This is a genomic window from Chthoniobacterales bacterium, assembly GCA_018883245.1.
GTDB lineage: Bacteria > Verrucomicrobiota > Verrucomicrobiia > Chthoniobacterales > JACTMZ01 > JACTMZ01.
The window spans coordinates 1-21,450 of the sequence record VEQL01000028.1; the positions used below are offsets into that span (position 1 = coordinate 1).

21 protein-coding genes and 1 tRNA gene are annotated in these 21,450 nt (G+C 62.9%); 11 read left to right on the forward strand and 11 right to left on the reverse strand.

Annotation, left to right across the window (positions count from 1 at the left end):
- On the forward strand, positions 1–709 hold a 709-nt coding region (locus FGM15_09750; protein ID MBU3666140.1), incomplete at its 5' end, for an aspartate kinase.
- A 52-nt stretch (positions 710–761) separates the two neighbouring features.
- Here the strand turns inward: FGM15_09750 and FGM15_09755 are convergent.
- The 5 genes from FGM15_09755 to FGM15_09775 all read right to left on the reverse strand — a co-directional run bounded on the left by FGM15_09755 (position 762) and on the right by FGM15_09775 (position 6,665).
- The gene (locus tag FGM15_09755; protein MBU3666141.1) at positions 762–1,124 is read right to left on the reverse strand and encodes a DUF805 domain-containing protein; all 363 of its coding nucleotides are present in this window, start codon (positions 1,122–1,124) and stop codon (positions 762–764) included.
- Positions 1,125–1,220: 96 nt separating this feature from the next.
- Positions 1,221–1,928 carry an SDR family oxidoreductase gene (locus FGM15_09760; GenBank protein MBU3666142.1) on the reverse strand — a complete coding sequence of 236 codons (708 nt, stop codon included), beginning with the start codon at positions 1,926–1,928 and terminating at the stop codon, positions 1,221–1,223.
- 5 nt (positions 1,929–1,933) lie between these two features.
- Complete coding sequence (gene lipA / locus FGM15_09765; GenBank protein ID MBU3666143.1) at positions 1,934–2,833, reverse strand: lipoyl synthase; 900 nt, start codon at positions 2,831–2,833, stop codon at positions 1,934–1,936.
- 76 nt (positions 2,834–2,909) lie between these two features.
- Complete coding sequence (glnD, locus tag FGM15_09770; protein MBU3666144.1) at positions 2,910–5,666, reverse strand: [protein-PII] uridylyltransferase; 2,757 nt, start codon at positions 5,664–5,666, stop codon at positions 2,910–2,912.
- Positions 5,667–5,687: 21 nt separating this feature from the next.
- Positions 5,688–6,665, reverse strand: a complete 978-nt coding sequence (locus tag FGM15_09775; GenBank protein MBU3666145.1) for an OmpA family protein — start codon at positions 6,663–6,665, stop codon at positions 5,688–5,690.
- 98 nt (positions 6,666–6,763) lie between these two features.
- On the opposite strand from FGM15_09775, the gene FGM15_09780 reads away from it, so the two are divergent.
- From FGM15_09780 to FGM15_09825, 10 genes are all read left to right on the forward strand, one after another.
- Positions 6,764–7,642, forward strand: coding sequence for an ATP phosphoribosyltransferase (locus tag FGM15_09780; GenBank protein MBU3666146.1), 879 nt, complete (start codon positions 6,764–6,766; stop codon positions 7,640–7,642).
- A 6-nt stretch (positions 7,643–7,648) separates the two neighbouring features.
- A complete protein-coding gene (locus FGM15_09785; GenBank protein MBU3666147.1) occupies positions 7,649–7,753 on the forward strand; it encodes an AURKAIP1/COX24 domain-containing protein in 105 nt (34 codons plus the stop codon).
- 17 nt (positions 7,754–7,770) lie between these two features.
- Positions 7,771–9,504 (forward strand): tetratricopeptide repeat protein, encoded by a 1,734-nt coding sequence (locus FGM15_09790; GenBank protein MBU3666148.1) that lies wholly within the window; start codon positions 7,771–7,773, stop codon positions 9,502–9,504.
- A gap of 73 nt (positions 9,505–9,577) precedes the next feature.
- Positions 9,578–9,652, forward strand: a tRNA-Lys gene (locus tag FGM15_09795).
- 55 nt (positions 9,653–9,707) lie between these two features.
- Positions 9,708–10,238, forward strand: coding sequence for a hypothetical protein (locus tag FGM15_09800; GenBank protein MBU3666149.1), 531 nt, complete (start codon positions 9,708–9,710; stop codon positions 10,236–10,238).
- A gap of 30 nt (positions 10,239–10,268) precedes the next feature.
- Positions 10,269–11,555 carry a hypothetical protein gene (locus FGM15_09805; GenBank protein MBU3666150.1) on the forward strand — a complete coding sequence of 429 codons (1,287 nt, stop codon included), beginning with the start codon at positions 10,269–10,271 and terminating at the stop codon, positions 11,553–11,555.
- Positions 11,552–12,154, forward strand: a complete 603-nt coding sequence (gene cysC / locus FGM15_09810; GenBank protein MBU3666151.1) for an adenylyl-sulfate kinase — start codon at positions 11,552–11,554, stop codon at positions 12,152–12,154. The genes FGM15_09805 and cysC overlap by 4 nt, the downstream gene beginning before the upstream one ends.
- Before the next feature lie 35 nt (positions 12,155–12,189).
- Entirely contained in the window at positions 12,190–13,095 is a 906-nt protein-coding gene (gene cysD / locus FGM15_09815; GenBank protein MBU3666152.1) for a sulfate adenylyltransferase subunit CysD, read from the forward strand.
- Positions 13,095–14,342, forward strand: coding sequence for a GTP-binding protein (locus FGM15_09820; GenBank protein MBU3666153.1), 1,248 nt, complete (start codon positions 13,095–13,097; stop codon positions 14,340–14,342). Before cysD ends, FGM15_09820 begins: the two co-directional genes overlap by 1 nt.
- Positions 14,343–14,396: 54 nt before the next feature.
- Positions 14,397–16,793, forward strand: coding sequence for a glycosyltransferase (locus FGM15_09825; protein ID MBU3666154.1), 2,397 nt, complete (start codon positions 14,397–14,399; stop codon positions 16,791–16,793).
- Here the strand turns inward: FGM15_09825 and FGM15_09830 are convergent.
- The 6 genes from FGM15_09830 to plsY form a co-directional block, all read right to left on the reverse strand.
- Complete coding sequence (locus tag FGM15_09830) at positions 16,783–17,871, reverse strand: TlpA family protein disulfide reductase (protein MBU3666155.1); 1,089 nt, start codon at positions 17,869–17,871, stop codon at positions 16,783–16,785. The genes FGM15_09825 and FGM15_09830 overlap by 11 nt on opposite strands.
- A complete protein-coding gene (locus FGM15_09835; protein ID MBU3666156.1) occupies positions 17,868–18,806 on the reverse strand; it encodes an endonuclease/exonuclease/phosphatase family protein in 939 nt (312 codons plus the stop codon). Before FGM15_09835 ends, FGM15_09830 begins: the two co-directional genes overlap by 4 nt.
- Before the next feature lie 6 nt (positions 18,807–18,812).
- Positions 18,813–19,046 (reverse strand): twin-arginine translocase TatA/TatE family subunit, encoded by a 234-nt coding sequence (gene tatA / locus FGM15_09840; GenBank protein MBU3666157.1) that lies wholly within the window; start codon positions 19,044–19,046, stop codon positions 18,813–18,815.
- 74 nt (positions 19,047–19,120) lie between these two features.
- The gene (locus FGM15_09845) at positions 19,121–19,822 is read right to left on the reverse strand and encodes a hypothetical protein (GenBank protein ID MBU3666158.1); all 702 of its coding nucleotides are present in this window, start codon (positions 19,820–19,822) and stop codon (positions 19,121–19,123) included.
- The gene (locus FGM15_09850; GenBank protein MBU3666159.1) at positions 19,819–20,826 is read right to left on the reverse strand and encodes an NAD(P)-dependent glycerol-3-phosphate dehydrogenase; all 1,008 of its coding nucleotides are present in this window, start codon (positions 20,824–20,826) and stop codon (positions 19,819–19,821) included. The genes FGM15_09845 and FGM15_09850 overlap by 4 nt, the downstream gene beginning before the upstream one ends.
- Complete coding sequence (plsY, locus tag FGM15_09855) at positions 20,823–21,449, reverse strand: glycerol-3-phosphate 1-O-acyltransferase PlsY (protein MBU3666160.1); 627 nt, start codon at positions 21,447–21,449, stop codon at positions 20,823–20,825. Before plsY ends, FGM15_09850 begins: the two co-directional genes overlap by 4 nt.
- Between the last annotated feature and the right edge of the window lies 1 nt (position 21,450).

Genomic DNA, 21,450 nt, shown 5'->3' on the forward strand with positions numbered 1-21,450 from the left:
GATCTACACCGACGTGGACGGCGTTTACACCTGCGATCCGCGCGTCGTGCCGGCGGCCCGCAAAATCGATACCATCAGCTACGAGGAGATGCTCGAGATGGCATCGTCCGGCTCAAAGGTCATGCAGTCGCGATCGGTCGAGTTCGCCAACAAATTCAACGTCCTTTTCGAAGTGCGCAGCAGTTTCAACAACAACCCGGGAACCATCGTGAAAGCCGAAACACCAGGAATGGAGGACGTCGTGATCCGCGGCGTCAGCATCGAACGCAACCAGGCGAAAGTCACCATCGAGGGCGTCCCCGACAAGACCGGCACCGCGGCGAAAATCTTCAACGCGCTCGCCGCGGCCAATGTCGTGGTCGATGTTATCGTGCAGACCGCGCCCCACGCGGGAAAAACCGACATCTCGTTCACCACGAACAAAGACGAACTGGAAAAAGCGGATGCCGCGCTCAACGCGGTGGCCAAAGAAATCGGTGCGGCCGGTGTGACCCGCACCGCCGGGGTCGCCAAGCTGAGCGTGGTCGGCATCGGCATGCGCTCGCACTCCGGTGTGGCGGCGAAACTTTTCGACCTGCTCTCGAACGGCGGATTCAACATCCAGATGATCTCGACGTCGGAGATCAAAATCGCCGTCATCCTCGACGAGGATCGCATCGCCGACGCGGCCAAAGTCGTTCACGAAGGCTTCGGGCTTTCGACCAAATAGAAAAACCGGCGGAGCGCTCGGCCCCGCCGGTTTTATAAAGACCGGGCGTCTGTCAGGCGCCTTTCGGATTCGGGCCGTATTGGTTCTCGCCCGGTTGGCTGTCTTGGACAAAGAACACGAGCAGGACGATGGGACCGATCAGGGGAATCAAGCCGATAAGAATCCACCATCCGCAACGCCCGGTGTCGTGAAGACGCCGGATGGCAACGGCGAGTCCGGGAAGAATCACCGCCAGCGAATACAGGCCGGACAGGATTCCGTAGCCTCCCTCGCTGCGGAGGCCGATCACGCCTTCGATGATGTTCAGGACGATGATCGCAATGATGTTGAACAGCACGAACATCCAGTAAGCCTTGCGCCGGGCGCGGCCGGTGAACGTGACGTAGTTTTTCCAGGCATCAAGATACCAATTCATAGTTTTTTGATTTTCGGGGTTGTGTTGATACGACGCACTCAAGCTAGGTAGCACTGCCGCACGCGGGAAGCATGAAATCGCACGGGGCGATGGGGACTATTCCGACGGCATGCCCGGCACGGTGAGAGCCCTGCCGTTGTCCTTCGGTCCGAGGTCGAGAAGATAGGGTCCGGCCGCTTTGGCCCATTGATCCGCTGTCGGGTATCGCGCGGCACCATCTTTGCCGAAGCAGGATCGGAGCATGTCCGTGTTGATGATGCCGGGGTTGAGCGCCACCGCCGGAAGTCCTTTTGGAAGTTCCTGCGCCAACGCCTGCGTGAGACCCTCGATCGCCCATTTGCTCGCACAGTAGGCGGCCACTTCGGGTGACGTCGAACGTCCCCAGCCGGAGCTGAAATTGACGACCACGCCGGAGCCGCGGTGGATCATGGCCGGCAGATAGTGACGCAGCACGTGCGCCGTGCCTTTGATGTTGGTGTCGATCACGGCATCGAACTCGGGCGCCGGGATGTCCCAAAGCGGTGCGTTTTCCGCCATGACCGCCGCGTTGTTGACCAGCAAATCCGGTGCGCCGAAATGCGCGAGCACATCGCAGGCCCAGACGCGCACCGCCTCGTCATCCGAAACATCGACGGCAGAAAAATGGTGCAGCGGGCCGTGTTCCGCGCGCAGTTCGTCCACCACATCCTGCGATCTTGCGCAACCGGCCACGCGGTGTCCCTCGGCTAGGTAGTGTTCCGCCAACGCGCGCCCGCAACCGCGCGAAATCCCGGTGATGACGATTGTTCGCCCGCGCCCGGCCATGGCGATCAACCCCGCTTTTTCGCTTCGATCGGATTGAAGTCGTCCGCGTGATACGAGCTGCGGACGAGCGGCCCGCTGGCCACGTGGGCGAAGCCTTTCTTCCGGGCGATGTCGCCGTAAAGTTCGAATGTTTCCGGACGGATAAATTCCACCACTGGCAGGTGCTGCGGTGTGGGGCGCAGATATTGCCCGAGAGTCAGCACCTGGACATCGTGCTCGCGCAGGTCGTCCATGGCCTGGAAAATTTCGGTCTCCGTTTCCCCGAGACCGAGCATCATGCCGCTCTTGGTGACGACGTCCGGGCTCAGTTCCTTGGCGCGCCGGAGGAATTGCAGTGAGAGCTTGTATTTGGCGCGCGAGCGCACGAGCGGCGTGAGGCGTTCGACCGTCTCGATGTTGTGGTTGAAAACATGCGGCGCCGCCTCGAGCACCGTGCGCAGTGAATCGTCCTTGCCGTTGAAGTCGGGCACCAGGACCTCGATGATGATGGCCGGGTCCTTTTGGCGCACAGCCTCGATCGTGCGCGCGAAATGCAGCGCCCCGCCGTCCGGGATATCATCGCGCGCCACCGCGGTGATCACGACGTGTTTGAGTTTCATCCGCCCCACGGCTTCTGCCACGCGCTGCGGTTCGTCCTGCTCGAGCGCGAAAGGCTTGGCCGTGGTCACTGCGCAGAATCCGCAGGCACGGGTGCAGCGGTCGCCCGCGATCATGAAGGTCGCCGTTCCTTGGCTCCAGCATTCCCAGCGGTTCGGGCACTGCGCGCTTTCGCACACCGTGTGCAAACGGAGATCGGAAACCAGCGCCTTGGTGGAAAAGAACACCGGGTTGGACGGAAGGCGAACTTTGATCCAGTCCGGCTTCTTCGCTTGATGCAAAGAAGGATCAATTTTGCTGCAGCCCATAATGTCTTTAATTTACACCAGCCTGCCGCGGGCGGAAGGGAAAAGCGGCTCCTGAGATCTGCCCGCGGTGAACAAACTATTTCGCCGGCGAGCCGACGGCCGCATCGTGCAGCGCGCGTTGCAGTGCGCGGATGTCGCGGTCGCTCGTGATTTTTTCGCCGTCCTTGGCGCGCACGAGATAGAAGGTGTCCATGGCCACTTCCTTTTCCGTGGTGATGCGCGCCAGTTCCAGCGACAACCCCAGGTTCGCGATGGCCGCAAACAGATCGTAAAGCAGCCCCATCCGGTCGGGCGTCTCGATGTCCACGATGGTGAAGACGGGGTGGCTGCGGTCATCGACCGTGATGCGCGTGGGGATGTCGGCTTCTTGCGACATGAAGTAGCGCATGCGCTGGCGCGCCTTTTCGATGTGCGGGAGGAAGTCGAAATCGGGATCGAGCAGCGACTCGTCCAGGAGCCGCTCGACCATGCGGTGGTCGCGCTCGCTGTCCACCGGACGGTGCTTGGGGTCGCAGACGCGGAAAAAATCCAGCACGAGATTGTCGCCGCGCGTGTAGATGTCCGCGCTCAGCACGTTGATTCGCGCGGAGAGGAACGCGGCGCAGATGCGCGCGACGAGTCCGGGGTGATCCCAGCCGCAGACGATGACCTCGCTGTGTCCTTTTTCGGGTTGGTGCACCCACTTGATCACCGGACAAACGCCGCCCGCGCCTTCGCCGAGTTGCGCGGCATAAAATTCCCGGAAAAACCGGATGTGGTCTGCGATGTCCGGCGCCGGGAACGTGCGGAAGTAGCGCTCGGGCATTTGCGCGAAATGGGCCGCGGTTTCCTCGGCGAAATCGGCGCCCAGCTTTTCGGCGACAGTCTTTTGCAGGACCTCGAGCCCGACGCGCTGCTGACTGAAGGATTCTTCGCCTTGTCTGAGGAAAGCCGTGGTCGAACGGTAAAGTTGCCAGACGAGCCCTTCCTTCCAATCCGACCATGCAGCGTCGCTCGTCCCGCGTCCGTCGGCCAGGGTGATGAGCATGAGCGAATCGAGGTCCTCGGAGCTTTGCACGATGCCGGCGAAGTGCGAGATGGTCGCCGGGTCGTCCAGGTTGCGCGACTGGGCTGTCTTCGAGAGCAGACCGTGGTTGTCCACGAGCAGCAGGAGAGCGCGGCGCTGGCCGGAAGGCAGCTGCAGCCTGCGGGCGACGCGCGCGGTGAGGAGGGCGCTGGCATCCTCGTGATGCCGGCGGTTTTCCGCCTTGCCCGTGTCGTGCATGAGCAGCGCAAGGTAGAGGGTGGACGGCGTGTCGCACTGCTGGAACAGCGCGCGGTAGCCCTTGAGCTTCGGGTCGTCGGTGTCGATCAACTCGTCGAGCTTGTCGATGCAAAGCAGCGTGTGTTCGTCGGCGGTGTAGCGGTGGAAAAACTCGTGCTGCACCAGGCAGGTGAGCCTTCCGAACTCCGGAAGATAACGGCCCAGAAAGTCGGTCTCGTGCATCATGCGCAGGATGCGCCCGACTTCACCTTTGCGGGAAAGGATGGCGAGGAACACCTCGCGCGCCGCGCGCGAGTATTGGAAGGTGCGATCAACAAGGTCGAGGCGCTTGCGCACGAGGTCGGCCAGCTCGGGCGAAAGCGCGAGTCGGCGGACCTGCGCGTGCTGGAAAAGGCGCATGAGGCGCTGCGGGTCCTGGCCGAACACCGAGGGCGTATCCGCGTAGAGCATCCCGTTTTTGGCGTAAAACCCGTCGAAGCGCTCCGGCCGCTCGTCGCGCGCCGCAAACAGGCCGATCAGTCTGCGTGCGTGGCCCGAAGGCTTCAGCTCCGGCACCATGCGGTGCACGGCGACCTCCATGATCCGGCGGATGTTGCGCGTGTGCATGTAGTAGTCGCGCATGAAATCCTCGACGCGCCTCAGCATGTGCTTGTGCGGATAGTGGAGGCGCGTGGCCACCTGGCCCTGAAGGTGCAGTGTCAACGTGTCGGTCGGACGCTTGTTGATAAAATGCATCTCCGTGCGCACCCGGAGGAGAAAATCGTGGGCTTTGTCGAGCAGTCGTCGCTCGCTCTCGGTGAGGATTTTTTTTTCCACGAGCTTCGCCGTGGTCGGCGCGTTGTGGCGCATGGACCCGATCCACAGCAGGTTCTGGTAGTCGCGCAATCCGCCCGCGCCCTGTTTGATGTTGGGCTCCTGCATCGAGATGATGCGCCCGTATTGTTCGTGAAGTTCCTTTTGGTTGACCAGCCGCCAGGCGGTGTAAGCGTCCTCCTTGCCCTTCACGCATTTTTGTTCGAATTCCTTGCGGAACTTCGTGCAAAGGTCCTTGTCGCCGCAGAGGAAGCGCGACTCGAGCATGGAAGTCTTGGTCTGGAGGTCGGCGTTGGCCTGCGTGATGGCCTCCTGCACCGAGCGCGCCGAGTGCCCGACCTTGAATCCGATGTCCCAAAGCATGCGCACGATGTCCTGGATGATCGCGGCCTGTTTTTCGTCCGGTCGCGCTTTGCCGTGCAGGAACATGATGTCCACGTCGCTGAAAGGGTTCATCTCCCGGCGTCCGTAGCCGCCGAACGCCACCACGGCCAACCCGTCGGGTTTGGGGCGCCCGGTGTGTTCGCAGCAAACCTGCGCGTAGAGATGGCGGACGAGCACATCGACCAGATCGCTGCGCTGCCGCACAACCTCGCGCCCGCCCGCGCCCGACGATATCCGCAACCGCAGGCGGTGTTCCTCGTGTCGGCGGAAACGATGGTAAGCAGCCAGCGATTCCGCGGCCGTCTTTCCGCGGGTCTGCCGTTCGAGGTCTTCGGCGGCGTGCGCAAGGCTTTTGTCGGAGGTCGTGGACATTTCGGTTGCGGGTGTCCGCGTTTATTCTCCGGCGTCGGTCCGCAGGATGACGATCTCCACGCGCCGGTTGAGCTTTTGCTCCTCGACGGTCCCGCCCAGGGGGGCGAGCGGGCGCGTGCTGCCCAGGCCGCGTGTTTCGATGCACGAAGGATCGATGGCCATGGTTCCGGCCAGCCATTGTTTCACCGACTCGGCGCGCGCGAGGCTCAGCCGCGCGTTGTATTCTGTGCCGCCGAAAGAATCGGTGTGACCCTCGATGCGGAAGCGCGCCCGGGGATTGCGGCGGATCAGCTCGCCGAGTTTCTCCAGACTGGTGACGGCCTCGGGTCGCAGGAAAGATTCGTCGTAGCCGAAGAGGACGTCGGACGGCATGAAGATCGGGGCTTGCGAGGCGGAAAGCCCTCCGCTTTGGCTGAGCAGCTCATCCAGATTGCTGTAGCCTTCGGGCACCGCATCGCCACCACGGGCGGAGGCTCCGGCCGCGAGTTCGATGGCGGGTTGGGCCGGTGATGCGGCATCCTCGGCCAGCATCGCTTCGCGCATCGCGTCGAGATCATCTTCGAGCGCGCTGGCTGCGGCGGCGTTCAGCCGTGCGGCGCCCTCGGCGGCGGCGCGTCGGATGTCGGGCGGCGGTTCCTTTTCCAAGCCGATGTCTCCGGGTTTGGCGGGCGCATGTTGCGTTTGCGGAAGTTCCGCGGTCACGTCCTCGGGCGGCAGATCCACCGGCGCGGGGGTGTTCATCGTGCGTGCGGCTTCGGGCGCCGGATCATCCTCGAGCAACCGGGAGTCGATCTCGACACGGTCCACTTTGAACGCGCGCGGGACCATCTCCTCGTAGTAGGAATCACTGAAAGTCTTCACCGGATAGTCGCGTGCCCACCACAGGAAGCCGGCGTGGATGGCCAGCGAAAGCAACAGTGCGACAAGAAGGAAGCGCGCCCGCAGGTCTTTCTTCGGCGCCTCCTCTTCGAGCTGTTGCATCACGGACGAGCGGTTCATGGGCGTTGAAGCTTACGGCGGCGCGGTGCCGATGCCAACATGCCGCTGCCGCGGGCTTGAACAAGGTTTTTCCTCGGGTAGTCTCGAGGTTCTTTTCCATGCAGAAACCCACGCTCAGGATCGGTTTGCCATCGGGCAGTTTGATGGATCAAACCTTGGCGCTTTTTGCCAAGGCGGGATTCGCCATTTCCGGTGCCAGCCGTTCTTACCGGCCGTCGGTCGATGACCCGGAGTTGGTGGTCCGCCTGCTGCGGGCCCAGGAAATCAGCCGCTACGTCGAACAAGGCTTCCTCGATTGCGGGATCACCGGCCGCGATTGGGTCGCGGAAAACGGATCCGACGTCGCTTCGCTCTGCGACCTGCCTTACAGCAAGGCGACTTCCGCACCGACACGCTGGGTGGTTGTGGTCCCCGAGGACTCGCCCGTGAAGAAAATCGAGGATCTTGCCGGCAAGCGCGTGGCCACCGAGGCGGTGGGTCTGACGAAAGAATTTTTCCGCCGCCGCGGGGTCGAGGCCGACGTGGAATTCAGCTGGGGTGCGACCGAAGTCAAGGTGCCGGACCTCGTTGATGCCATCGTCGATATCACCGAGACCGGTTCCTCTTTGCGTGCCAACAAACTCCGGATCCTCGAGACGATCATGGAGTCTTACCCTGTCTTCATCGCCAACCGCACGGCCTACTCGGATGAGTGGAAGCGCGGCAAAATGGACCGCGTTGTTCTGCTGCTTCAAGGCGCCTTGGCCGCCCGCGACAAAGTCGGCCTCAAAATGAACCTCCCCCAAGCGAGCTTGGAGAATTTGCTTGAGCAATTGCCCGCTCTCCGGAATCCTACGGTTTCACCTTTGGCTCACGATGGCTGGGTTGCCGTCGAGACAGTCATCGATGAGAAGGTTGTCCGCGAAATCATCCCGCAACTCAAAGCGCTGGGTGCCGAGGGCATCATAGAATATCCCCTGAACAAGTTGGTTTATTGACGCAGCATGGGTTCGATCAAAAAAAAGCGGAAGGCGAAGATCGCCAAGCACAAGCGCCGCAAGCGCATGAAGCTTAACCGCCACAAGAAGCGTTTGCGCTACAAGAGCTAAGGGCTATCTTGGCGACCATGGTCGCGCGTTTCCGGTTGCGTTTCGTCGTAGCCAGATTCACTGCCCTGGCTGTCTGGTTCGCAGCCGGCTTGGCGCCGCATGCCTTTGCGGCTGCGGTCGATGGCTCGGGGGACGACGCCGAGCAAGTGCGCGAGGCTTCCTTGGCTCCAGAATCGGAGAAGCGCGCCGAAGCCATGGCCCATGTTGCCGCCGGCTATCTCGCGGCCGATACCGATCCCGATCGCGCCCTGCACCACAACCTGCGCGCCCTCGAGAGGGACTTGTCGAATCACTCACTCGCCCGCGAGGTGTCGGCCGCCTTGCTGCAGCGTGGCGATGTTCCCGAAGCACTCGCCGTCCTCAAAGACTCGCTCAAGCGCAACCCGGATTCCGCTGCCCTCGCGCTGCGCATCGCCGGCATTTATGCGGTGACATTGCGCAAGCTCGAGCCCGCGGAACGCTTCGCACGCCAAGCGCTCGCTGCCGATCCCGATCTCATCGAGTGCTACCAGATGCTCTACACCGTGCAGCGCGCGGCGGGGCAACCGGGCGAAGCCGCGACACTTTTGGATCGCGCGGCTAAGCGTGGCAATGACCGCCCGGAATTTTGGGCCGGACTCGGTGATCTCTGCATCCGCCAACTCCTCGGCGGTGGTGCGAACGGTGAAAGACTGCGGACCGAGGCTTTGGCGCACTACCGCCGTGCCGCGGAACTCGCGCGGCAGGATCCCGTCGTGCTGGGCCGGGCCTTGAATTTCTTTTTCGCCGGCGGCCACATGGACGACGCGATATCCGCAGCCAACCGGCTGCTCATCTTGGATCCGTCCGACACCGGAGTCCGCGAAAAGCTTGCCTTGGCTCTCGTTTCCAAGGGCAAGGACGACGATGCGCTCACCGAACTCACGCGCGTGCAGGCCGACAACCCCGCGAGTCTCATGGCCTACCGCGCGCACGGGGAGATCCTTCTCAAGCGCGGGGATTACGAAAATGCCGTGGGAAAATACGAAATGGCCCTCGCTCTCAACGACGAGGATCCGCGCCTCTATCTCGAAGTCGCCGATCTTTGCATCAAGGCGGAGAACTACGACCGCGCGGTGCACTGGCTCGGCGAAGCCCGCGCGAAATTCAACCGCCTTCCCGAGTTTCCTTTTTACGAGGCGCAGGTGCTCGGGCACCTCAAGCGCTGGCGCGAGGCGCTCAACGCGCTCGATATGGCCGAGTCGCTTGCGAAGCTTTACCAGCCGTCATTCCTCGACGCCGATTTCTATTTTCAGCATGGCGTCGCGGCCGAGCGGGCCGGGGAACACGGGGAAGCCGTCCTGCGCTTCCAGGCCTGCCTCGAACGCGACGGCAACTACGCCGCCGCACTCAATTACCTCGGCTACATGTGGGCCGACCGCGGCGAGAACCTCGCGCAGGCCGAGGAATACATCCGTCGGGCCCTCGCGCAGGAACCGGACAATCCCGCCTACCTCGACAGCCTCGGATGGGTCTGCCATCAGCAGGGGCGCTACCACGAAGCGCTCGTGCCGCTCGAGCGCGCCGTGCAACTCGCCTCCGAGCCCGATGCCACGATCCAGGAGCATCTCGGCGATGTGCTCGAGAAACTCGGGCGCACCAAGGACGCGATCAAGGCATGGGAGCGCGCGGCAACGCTCGAGGGAGCCTCGCCGGATATCGCGACGAAGCTGCAACGGGCGAAGGGCGGACTCGACCTCTCCGCGAGCAGTGTGACGCCGCCGGCACGCTGAAGCCCCCTGCGTTGTCCGGTTTTTCCTTGAGCACGCGTCGGTCACGCCGCATCTTTTCGTGCTCTCACGCAACGCATCCGTAGCTCAATGGTAGAGCAGTTGACTCTTAATCAATTGGTTGTAGGTTCGAGTCCTACCGGGTGCACGAGCGTTTCCCCCGCCTTGTCCGATGACTTTCACCCGCGGGATTTTCCGACGCCTTGATGCGACGCATTTCGTCTTCTCTCACAAGTTGGTATAAGCGCTTCGGCCCGTGGCTCTGGTTCGGATCGCTGGCTGTTGCGACTCTCGTCACCACGATCGCTGCAATCCGCGGACAGCTTGACCCGCGCCTCGCTGCCATAGCCCCGGGGATGGCTCTGGTCACTTGGTTTTACATGTGCACGTTCACCTTCACGATGGCGGACGAAGTGTGGGACGCCGGCGATACCCTGGTCATCCGCAACAAAGGACGTGAAATGTCGGTGCCGGTGTGCCGTCTGCTGTCGGCGCGGTATTCGTGCATCGCGGATCCTCCGCGCATCACGCTGAAATTCCGTCTTTCGGCCTTGGCTGAAGGGCATGTCGAGTTCATTCCCAAGATCGTCCCGCGCATGTTTGTCTTTCGCGCCCCGCCGATCGCCGCGGATCTTGCCTCGCGCATCGCGAAGGAAAAGGCCAAGCGTGCGGCACTGGAACTTTTGCCGGGAAAAAATCCGGCCGGTGTCTCTCCTTTGGACCCAACTATTTCTTGATCGGGCAAACGCCTTGGTCACCTTTGATCCATGGCTTGGAATTGGAAAACCGGTGCATTTGCCCTCGTCGCCGCGGCGCTGATTCTCCTCCTCGGCGGCGTGTTCGGTTACCGGCTCGGTGCGGAAGAATCGAAAGAGCGGTCGGCCCGGCCGCCGCAGCAACGCGCCCAGTCGGGCTCGCTCCCGTCCGGTGATGTCGCGTCTGCGGATTCCGGTGACATGGCAGACAGCAAGCCGGTGACATTTGTCCCCGGCCGCGATGACAGTGCCGAAGAGAAAGATTTTTCGGCTCCAGGCGCCCGGATCGATCGCGCCAACGAGCAGGAAATCGTGGCCGCATTCCGCCGCGCCGCTCTTCTCGATCCGCAGGCCGCGATTGCCAAGGTGCGCCAGCTTCCCGATGACAAATCCCGCGAGATCGCCCTGCTCACGTTGCTCGGCGAGTGGTCGGGCATGACCTCGGCCGACATGCTGCGCAACGAAAACGTGCGGCGTCTCGGCGCGGCTGGCGCGCTGGCGGTTTACCTCATGGAGTCCGGAAAATTCACTCCGCAGCAGGCGGCCGGCATGGCGGGGGAATTTCTTTCCGGGAGCGAACTTCGCCGCGTGCTCGGGCGCTCCGCGGCCAGACTCGCGCCTTCCGACCCCGCTGCCGCGCTCGCGCTCGGCAACAGCCTCGACGGATGGCAGCAGTCGCGTTTCCTCGAGAGTTTCGCCGCGGGTTGGGCGTCCGCGGATCCGGTCGCGGCGCGAACGTGGGCCGCGCAGCTTGGCGACGAGCGCACGCGCAACGCGGTGCTGGCGCGCATTCTGCGTGCCGAAGCCGAGAGCAATCCCGCGCTCGCCGCGCAGAATTTTTCGCTCGCCGCGTTTCCCGATGCCGGTGAACGCATGCGTGTTGCGCGGCAAATCGCGTCTTCCTGGGCCGGCCGGGACACGCTGGCTGCCATCCAGTGGGCAGATGCGCTCACGGACGAAGCCGCGCGCGCCGCGGCCAAACAAGGAATCAGCAGCACCGCGCCCGTTGGTATCGGTGCGGTTCTCAATACTTCGCAGGATGGACGACCCGTCTTGCAGCAGGTGGTGCCCGGCGCGCCGGCCAGCGCGGCGCTCAAAGCCGGGGACACCATCATGTCCGTGCAGGGTGCCGACGGCGTCTGGGTCGATTCCAAGAGCGTGCCTCTCTGGGAGTTGACCTCTCTCATCCGCGGCCAGGCAGGATCATCCGTCTCCCTTCAAGTGCAATCCCCCGGAGATTCCGCACCGCGCGCCATCACTCTCCAGCGCCAGCAAATCATCCACCGACCGCAGCAATGAAAAATATCCATCCCGAACACGGACGGTTCCTCGACCGAGCATCGAAGGAAAAATTGCTCGGCCAGCGCGGTGTTGTGCTTTGGCTCTTTGGTCTTTCGGGCTCGGGCAAATCGACGATCGCCAACGATGCGGAGCGCGCTCTGCACGCCCTGGGTCGCATGACCGTGATCCTCGACGGCGACAATCTGCGCACCGGGTTGAACAGCAACCTCGGGTTCTCCGACGAGGAGCGCACCGAGAATGTCCGCCGCGTGGCCGAGACGGCCAAGCTTCTCGCGGGGCAGGGGATCATCGTGTTCGTTTCCGTCATCACGCCGCTCCGCCGCCATCGCGCCGCAGCCCGGCAAATCATCGGACCCGACTTCCACGAGATTTACGTGAAGGCGGATTTCGGCACCTGCGCGCAGCGCGACCCCAAAGGCCTCTACGCCAAGGCCCAAGAAGGAAAAATCGGACAGTTCACCGGAAAGGACAGCGGCTTCGAGGAGCCCGAGAATCCGGCGCTTGTCCTTGACACGCAGGCCCGTTCCGTCGATCAGTGTGCGTCCGATTTGCTCGGGTATTGGCGGTCCGTCGCGGACGGCCGCCGGGGGGAGTAATCTACCGGAAGAGCCCGGGCTGGAGGAAGCGTCCCATGCCGCATTACCAGCTAGACCACCTCGACCAGCTCGAGGCCGAAGCAATCTTCGTCCTGCGCGAGACCGCCGCGCAGTTCCAGAATGCGGCACTGCTTTTTTCAGGAGGCAAGGACTCGATCGTCATGGCCCACCTCGCCGCCAAGGCCTTCTGGCCGGCGAAAATACCTTTCCCCCTTCTCCACATCGATACCGGCCACAATTTCGAAGAGACGATCGCTTACCGTGATGCCTTCGCCGGGAAACTCGGTGCCCGCCTCGTGGTCGGCAGCGTGCAGGACTCGATCGACAAGGGCAGGGTCAAAGAGGAGAAAGGTCCGCATGCTTCGCGCAACGCGTTGCAGTCGGTGACGCTGCTCGACACGGTCGAAGAGCACAAATTCACCGCTTGCCTCGGTGGCGGCCGCCGCGACGAGGAAAAAGCTCGCGCCAAGGAGCGCTTCTTCTCCCACCGCGACGACTTCGGACAGTGGGATCCGAAAAACCAGCGCCCCGAATTGTGGAATCTTTTCAATGGCCGCCATCATCCCGGCGAGCATTTCCGCGTCTTCCCGCTGTCGAACTTCACCGAGATGGACATCTGGATGTATCTCCGCCGCGAAGAGATCGACCTGCCTTCGCTTTACTTCGCCCACGAGCGAGATGTCTTCGCGCGCAACGGCTCGCTGCTCGCTGTTTCCGAGCACATCACCATGCTCGACACCGAAAAGCCCGAACGGAAAACGGTGCGTTTCCGCACCATCGGCGACGTGACCTGCACCGGCGCGGTCGAATCAAAGGCCGCAACCCTCGACGAAGTCATCGCCGAGGTCGCCGCCGCGCGGCAGACCGAGCGCGGAACGCGGGCCGACGACAAACGCTCCGAGACGGCCATGGAAGACCGCAAGAAGGAGGGCTACTTCTGATGGATCTTCTCCGTTTTGCCACCGCCGGATCCGTCGATGACGGCAAGTCCACGCTCATCGGGCGCCTTCTTTACGACTCGAAAAGCATCTTCGAGGACCAGCTCAGCGCGGTGGAGGAAAGTTCACGCCGCCGCGGCGATGCCGTGGTCAACCTTGCCCTGCTCACCGACGGTCTCCGCGCCGAGCGCGAGCAGGGCATCACCATCGACGTGGCCTACCGCTATTTCGCCACGCCGCGCCGCAAGTTCATCATCGCCGACACGCCCGGCCACATCCAATACACGCGCAACATGGTGACCGGCGCCTCGACTGCGGACCTCGCCATCATTCTCATCGATGCGCGCAAGGGGGTCATCGAGCAGACCAAGCGCCATTCCTTCGTGGCCAATCTCCTGAAAATCCGCCACCTCGCGCTGGCGGTGAACAAGATGGATCTCGTCGATTACAGCGAGTCCGTCTTCCACCGCATCGTGCAGGATTTCCACCAGTTCGCCTCGCGTCTCGACGACATTGCCGAGATCACGGCCATCCCGCTTTCCGCGCTCAACGGTGACAACGTCGTCGAAAAGTCCGACAAGATGCCGTGGTTCAAGGGTCCTTCGCTCCTTTATCACCTCGAGACGGTTTACACTGGCGGCACCGAGAACCACGTCGATGCGCGTTTCCCCGTGCAGTGGATCATCCGTCCGCAGTCCAAAGAGCATCACGACTTCCGCGGCTACGCCGGACGCGTGGCCGGTGGCGTGTTCAAGCCCGGCGATGTCGTCACGGTGATGCCTTCGGGCTTTTCCACGACGATCGAAAAAATCCATCTTCCCGGCGGCAAAGAAATCCCCGAGGCCTTCGCCCCGCAGTCCGTGGTTATGACGCTCAAGGACGAGATCGACATCTCGCGCGGCGACATGCTGGTCAAAGCGAACAATCCCCCGAATGTCGGACAGGATGTCGAGGCCATGGTTTGCTGGTTCTCGCAGAAGCCCATGGAACCGCGCGGCAAATACCTGCTGCGCCACACCACCAAGGAAACCAAGGCGATCGTGCAGGAACTGCGGTATCAGGTGGACATCGAAACCCTGCACAAGAAAGAGGGCGTGCCCACTCTCGGAATGAACGACATCGGCCGCGTCGCCCTGCGCACGGCCACCCCGCTTTTCCACGACAGCTACCGCCGCAACCGTCTCACCGGTTCGTTTGTCCTTGTCGATCCCGGCACGCACGAGACCGTCGCCGCGGGCATGATTGTTTGAGCCCCCGCTTTTCGGTTGGTGTAATCGTCTGTCCGTTCCGCTAAGGTCCTGTTGATGGAAAAGCGGGCCGATCTGCACCTTCATACCCGTCACAGTGCGCGGGCGACCGATTGGCTTCTTCGCAAGGTGGATTTCCCGGCGAGTTGCTCGGATCCGATGACGCTTTACCGCGACCTGCGCGGCCGCGGTTTCGAGTTCGTCACGTTCACGGACTATGACACGATCGACGGCTGTCTCGAGATCGCGGGCGAGCCCGGGGCATTCATCAGCGAGGAGATCACCGCCGTGTTCCCCGAGGACGAGGTGAAAGTCCACCTTCTGGCCTGGGGGATCAACGAGCGGCAGCACCGCGAAATCCAGGGTTTGCGCGGCAACATCTACGAACTCGCGCCCTGGCTGAAGACGCAGGGTATCGCCCACGCCGTGGCGCATCCGTTCTGGCCGGTGGACGAAAGACTTTCGATTTCGCATTGGCGCCGACTGGTGCTTCTTTTCCGTCATTTCGAAACGGTCAACGGCTTGCGTGACCCGTTGCTCGGGCGCTCGGCGGAATTCGCTCTTTCCGGACTCACGCCGGAACGCATCGCGCAATTCGCCGACGCGGAGAAACTTCAACCGCTCTGGGATGACCCCTGGAAAAAGGCTTTCACCGGAGGCTCCGACGACAAAGGCGGCATTTACCAGGGTCGCGCATGGACCGAATCCGAAGGCGCAAACGCTGAGGAATTTCTCGCTGCGTTGCGCGACGGCCATTGCCGTCCCGGTGGCCAAGGCGGGGGCCCGCTGATCATGGCGCACAGTCTTTACAGCGTGATTTTCGAATTCGCGGGCCAGCGTCTTTCGAACAACGCGCAGAAGCCCGCCGCCGCCCTGCTTGAAAAAATGGCGGGGCGGTTCATGGAGGGCAAGGACCCGACGCGCTTCACGCTCTCCGAGAAACTCGGTTTTCTCGCGCAGGGCATTGCGACAGGGAAGATCTGGGAAATCGCGTTGCCCGGAAACGCTTCGCTCTGGAAGGAACTTGCGGATGCTGTGGGCAAACCCGGCATGCGTTCCGCGATCGAACAGGCAACCGCCGGCATCGAGGAACCGGAACGCCGGGCATTCCTCACCGCCAACCTGCTCGTCAACCAGCTCGCGTTCCGCTTCTTCTCTCAATTCATTGCGCAGCTGCAATCGGGACGCGTCGTCGAGAGCCTGCAGTTCATCGGTTCGATTATTCCTCTCGCGCTCGGGCTTGCGCCGTATTTCTACGCTTTCCGCTCGCCGGGGCGCGGTGATCTGGCGCCGCTGTGCGAAGCCACCTGCGGCGAAGTGCCCGAGTGGCTGCGCAACCGCAAGCGCGTCTGGTTCACCGACACGCTGGAGGATGTCAATGGAGTCTCGACGACCATCCGCAAAATGACCGCGGCCGCGCGCGCCGAAGGATTCGATCTCACCGTGGCCACATCGCGCGGTGAAGTGGCGCCCAGCAACATCCCGGTGATGAACTTCAAGCCGGTCGGCGAGTTCGAGTTGCCGGAATACGAATTGCAAAAACTGAGTTTTCCCCCGGTGCTGGAAATCATCGACTGGATCCAGCGCGAGGGATTCACCGAGGTTGTCATCAGCACTCCGGGACCGATCGGCCTTTGCGCGTTGCTCGCGGCCAAAACCCTCGGGGTCAAGACCGCGGGCATCTACCACACCGATTTCCCCCAATACGTGCGCATTCTCACCGACGACTCGTGGATGGAAACGCTCACTTGGAATTTCATGCAGTGGTTCTACGAGCAGATGGACACGGTGTTCGTGAATTCGGAGGACTACCGCAAAGCCCTCGAAGGCCGCGGGATCAAAGCCGACCGCATCCACATTCTGCCGCGCGGCTTGGACACGGAATTGTTTCATCCTTCGCGGCGCGACACGGAATTCTGGAAATCGCGCGGCTTGGCCGGCGGCGAAATCGGCCTGCTTTATGCCGGCCGCGTCTCGAAGGAAAAGAAACTCGATCTGTTCGCCGCGGCCGTGCGGCGTTTGCGCGGGGAGGGGCTTCCGGTGCGCGGTTTGGTTGTCGGCCACGGGCCTTATTCCGAGGAATTCGAAAAATCTTTCCCCGAGGGAATTTTCACCGGGTATCTGAGCGGCGAGGAATTGGCCAAGGCCTATGCGTCGGCGGATGTTTTCGTTTTTCCGAGCACGACCGACACGTTCGGCAACGTCATCCTCGAAGCCCAGGCCGCGGCATTGCCCTGCGTGGTATCCGACCAGGGCGGCCCGCGCGAACTCGTGGGCGACGGCGTGGAAGGGTTTGTGACGCGGGGCGGCGATCTCGAGGAGTTGTGCTCGGCCGTGCGCAAGCTCTGCGCCGACGAAACTCTGCGCCGCACCCAGGCAAGCGCGGCGCGCAGGAAGGTCGAAGATCGCAGTTGGCCGAACGCCGCGCGGAAATTCTGGGCGATCAGCGCCTGACGCCCGGCTTCTCCGTGACCAGATCCCTGATCGTCTGCTCGTAATTGCCGCGCGCGTTCAGAGCGCGCAGACGTCCTTCGGCATCGAAGACAAAAAGCGTGGGCAGCGCGTTGATTCCGAGTTGCCGTGCCGTCGGATCTTCCCAGCCGCGACCCGCGCAGGCCGTGGGCCAATCCGTGATGCCGAGTTTTTCGAGTGTGCCGCGGCAATGCGACGTCTGACGGTCGAGACTCACCGTGGCGATGGACACACGTCCCGCGGGCAAAGTGCGCGCGAAGGCGGCGAACTCGGAGAGCCAAACGACCGAAGGCGGGGACCAGGAAGCCCAGAATGCGAGCGCCGTGACGCGGCCCCGTTGTGCGGCGACTTGGAATTTTCCTCCTTGGATCGTTTCGAAGCCCACGTCCGGGGCGCGTCCGAGAAGTTCGAGCCGCTTGAGGTCGTCTTGGATGCGTTGTCGGGTTCCGTCGTCGCGCGCCAATGTTGCGGCCTGTTCCAGAATTTTCCTTTTGCGCGACGGTTGGTCATCGAGCAGCGTGGCCGCTTCGGCCAACAGGCGGGCGGCACGGCGATCTTCGGGATAGCGCGAGGCGAAATTTCCCGCGGCGTCCAGGATGGTGTTGCGCGCATTGGCCGTTTCCCCCGGGCGGGCCGCGGCGGCGAGGTTCACCGTTTGCATCGTGGTCGTGATGCGCTGGAAGGCGGCGTCGGCTCTCACTTTCGACGGCACGGAATCCGATCTTTCAAGCGCGGACAATCTCTGCAGCGAACTTTCCACGCGCCGCCGGTCGGACAGCGAAGCGCCGAGCGACGATGTCACGCCGGCGAGTTCGATTTCGGCTTCGAAACGGCGCGGGTCCGAGGGAAAACGCGCAACGAATTCCGACAGGGCTTTTTCCTGCGCGGCGAGGTGGGAGCGCGCAAGTTGGACCGCTTTTTCCGGCGCGTCTTCCGGAGGTGCTCCCGGACCCTTGCGCAGCGCCTCGATGCGCACCCACGCCGAGTCCGCGCTCTCATCAGCGGCAGGCAAAGGCGAAAGCAAAGACAGGAGAACGAGGAGCGGGAAAAGTTTCCTCATGGTTTTCGGGAAGTTGCGGATAATTTGAATACCGCCACCAGTGGACGGTGGTCGCTGGCCTTCATCCAATCACGTTCGCGAGGAATGCGCGAGTCCCCGTGGTCGAACAGACGGCGCAGCGCGTTGCTGGCCATCATGTAGTCCACGCGGGTGTAGGTGTCATTCTCGGCCCAATGATAGGTCCATGCATCGCCGCCGCGGTCGGTCAGCGGAAGGATCGTCAGTGCGGTTGGTGTGCCTCGTCGCCCGGTCAGGCCGGCCACCGCCGGCGAGTTCTTCGCATCGTTGAGGTCACCGACGAGCAGCAGGGGCGTGCCGGGATCCTGGGACAGGATGGATACCACGCGTTGCCGCAGGAGCAGCGACTCGCCGCGACGCTGCTCGTCTTGGTCGAACTCCGGGACGACCCGCGGCGACTTCAAATGAGCGCCAAGAACCCGGAGGGTGAAATCGGGATGCACTGCCACCTTGCAGTCGAGGAAGCCGCGTTGGACGCGACGCGGCAGTCCGCCCGAATTCACCGCTGATGTTGTGTCATGACCGGCCTCGACCGGAAACCGCGAGAGCAAGGCCAGATGCCGGTGCTGGTCCGCGCCGTCCACCCATTCCGCATGTGGAAGATCGACGCCCGCCTGTTTCAAACGCCGTTGCAGATCGATCAGATCGCGGCGCGTTCCCACTTCCGCGAGTGCGAGGATGTCGGGTTTGATCCCGGCAACCGTTTCAACGATGGAGGCGATGGATTCCGGCGTCTTGGCCGGAGTGAGTGTCCGGCCTTCTTCATCGCGAACGGGTTCGAGAAGGTAATTGCGCAGATTCCACCAGGCGACCGTGAGCTTCGGTTCCGCGGACGGGGCGTCGTCATCTGCGTGCAGCGCGCCTGCGACGGACAAGATGGCCAGCGCGGCCGCGAAAATGACGCGCCGCGGATGCACGGGAGATCAGGCGGGGTTGTGCGGCTCCTTGCCAGGAGCTTCCTTCGCCTCGAGAGTCACGGTGGTCTTTTTGACCTCGCGGTCGAATTCGTCCCGCGCCTTTTTGAATTCGTTCAGGCTCTGGCCGAGCCCGCGCGCCAACTCGGGCAGGCGCTTGGCGCCGAACAAAACGAGGATGATGAGAAGAACGAGCAGGATTTCCTGCCAACCGGGGGCACCGAGGGCCAAGAGCGGACTCATGGGAGCAACTTAGGCAGCCGATCCTTGGGGCGCAACTTGGAAGTTCGGGCGGGCGGTCTTCCCGCGGACGGAACCTATTTTTCGCGGTGTTTGGGCCGGTATTCGGTGACCAGACGCGCGAGCAGAATCGCCGGATAAAGCTGCCCGACCAATCCCTCGAGGGTGACGAGGGATCTCGCCATCGGGCTCACCGCCACGATGTCGCCGTAGCCGAGTGTTGTGAGCGTCACGAAGCTGAAATAAACCATCTCCGACGTCGGAGGCTCGAAGGCCTGCGTGCCGGGAGTGAAGAAAAAGCTGTTCGGCCACCCGAGATAAATAAAGAGATAGATGTTCGCCCACAGGAGCCCGAGCACGAGGAAAACCGCCACGGCGCCGAGAATCCGGTAAATATGCACCTCGCCCTGCCGGAACACGCGCATCGAAAGAAACCAAGCCTGCATGGCGAAAAACAGCACGGCCGCACCGGATGCGATCAGGTGCGTCTCGCGTCCTCCCAAGATCACGTTGAGCCAGTGCGACGCGAACGCGATGCCCGCGAGGATGACAATACCGATGCGCACCGCGTTGTGGTGGGACGTCGCCATGATGCCGGCGACAAGGATGAGCGAGAATGAGACGCTCACGGCGCCGTTGGTCATCTGGTCCCCGCCGAGCAGCGGGTAGATGACAAAAACGTAAAGGACCAGCAGGGTCAAAAGCGCGGCCATCCCGCGGTCCGAGTCGGTCCACAGGTTCCATTTGTGGCGTGCGCGTTGGACGTGGTGCCTGATCACGGGCCGTTCTCCGGTTTCGGCTCGCGCGCGAGAAGCCGCAGCAACCCTTCGCGCGGCGACAGTTCCTCGAAGAGCACCGCATGCACCGTGTCGAGCAGGGGCGCTTCCACCCCTTGCTTGCGGGCTTCCTCGTAGGCGCTGCGCGTTGTCGGCACGCCTTCGGCCACCATGACCATCGACTTGCGGATGTCTTCGAGTTTTTCCCCCCGGCCCAGACGTTCCCCGACGCCGCGGTTGCGGCTGTGCACGCTGAAGCATGTCACCATCAGGTCGCCCAAACCGCTCAGCCCGTAAAATGTCTCCCGGCGTCCGCCGAGCTTTGTGCCCAAGCGCACCAACTCCGCCAGCGAGCGTGTGACGAGTGCCGCCTTGGCATTGTCGCCGAGGCCGAGACCGTCGGAAATTCCCGCTGCGATCGCGTAGATGTTTTTCAGCGCGCCGCCCAGCTCCACGCCGGCCACGTCGTCGCTTGAATACGCGCGGAACGCCCCCGTGCAGAAAAGTTTCCGGAGCATGGAAGCCAGCGCCGGCTCGCCTGCGGCCACAACGGCTGCAGCGGGCGTGCCGCGCGCCACTTCTTCCGCGTGGTTCGGGCCGGACAGCGCCGCGACCGGATTGCTTGGCAGCGCGCCGGAAAGAACCTGTGTCATAAGGCGTCCGGTGTGGTGCTCCAGGCCCTTCGTGCAGCAGACCAGCGGCGTGTCCGGCCGCACGCCGGCGTCGGCCATCTTTTCGGCCACGCCTTTGAGAAATTGCGAGGGAGGCACCACGACGAGGAGGTCGGCCCCGGCCGCATTGTTCATGTCCGCCGTCGCGGTGATGCCTTCGGCGAGAGTCACCCCCGGAAGAAACTGGGCGTTGGTGTGCCGGGTATTGATCTCTTCGACTTGCGCGGGATCATGGGCCCAGATCGTGACTGCACGTCCGGACGAGGCGAGCAACTGGGCCAAAGCCGTGCCCCAGCCGCCGGCGCCGATCAGGGAGATGGATTTCGGTTCGTTCATGCTTGGCTCTTCGAGGCGAAACGGGGTTCCGTTCCTTCCCGCAGACGCCGGATGTTGGACCGATGGCGCCAGATGGCGAGCGCGGAAATCACGAGGGCGAAGACGAAGAGCGGCGCGCTTCCCGCGATCCCGCCCGACCAAAGTGCGCCGATGGAAACGGGCACGGCGACGGAGGCGGCGATGGACGCGACGGACACGTAGTGCGTGGTCTTGAAGAAAACAAACCACACCACGGTGATAAACAGCACGGTCCACGGCGAGAATGCCAGCAGCACGCCGGCCGAGGTGGCGATTCCCTTTCCGCCCTTGAATCCGAGCCACGGCGTGTAGTTGTGTCCGGCGATCACGGCCACGGCGGCGATGATGCCGAGCCAATCGGCGGCGGACCCATCGCCGAAGCTCTTCGCGATCCAGACAGCCATGAAGCCCTTCAGCGCATCGACGACAAAAACGAAAATGCCGAGCGGTTTGCCCAGGGTGCGCAGGACATTGGTCGCGCCGATGTTGCCGCTGCCGTGACGGCGTATGTCCACACCGCGAGCGCGCGCCACGAGGTAACCCGTCGGTATGGAGCCGAGGAGAAAAGCGCCGAATGCCAGCGTGGGAAAGATCAGGCCGTTCATG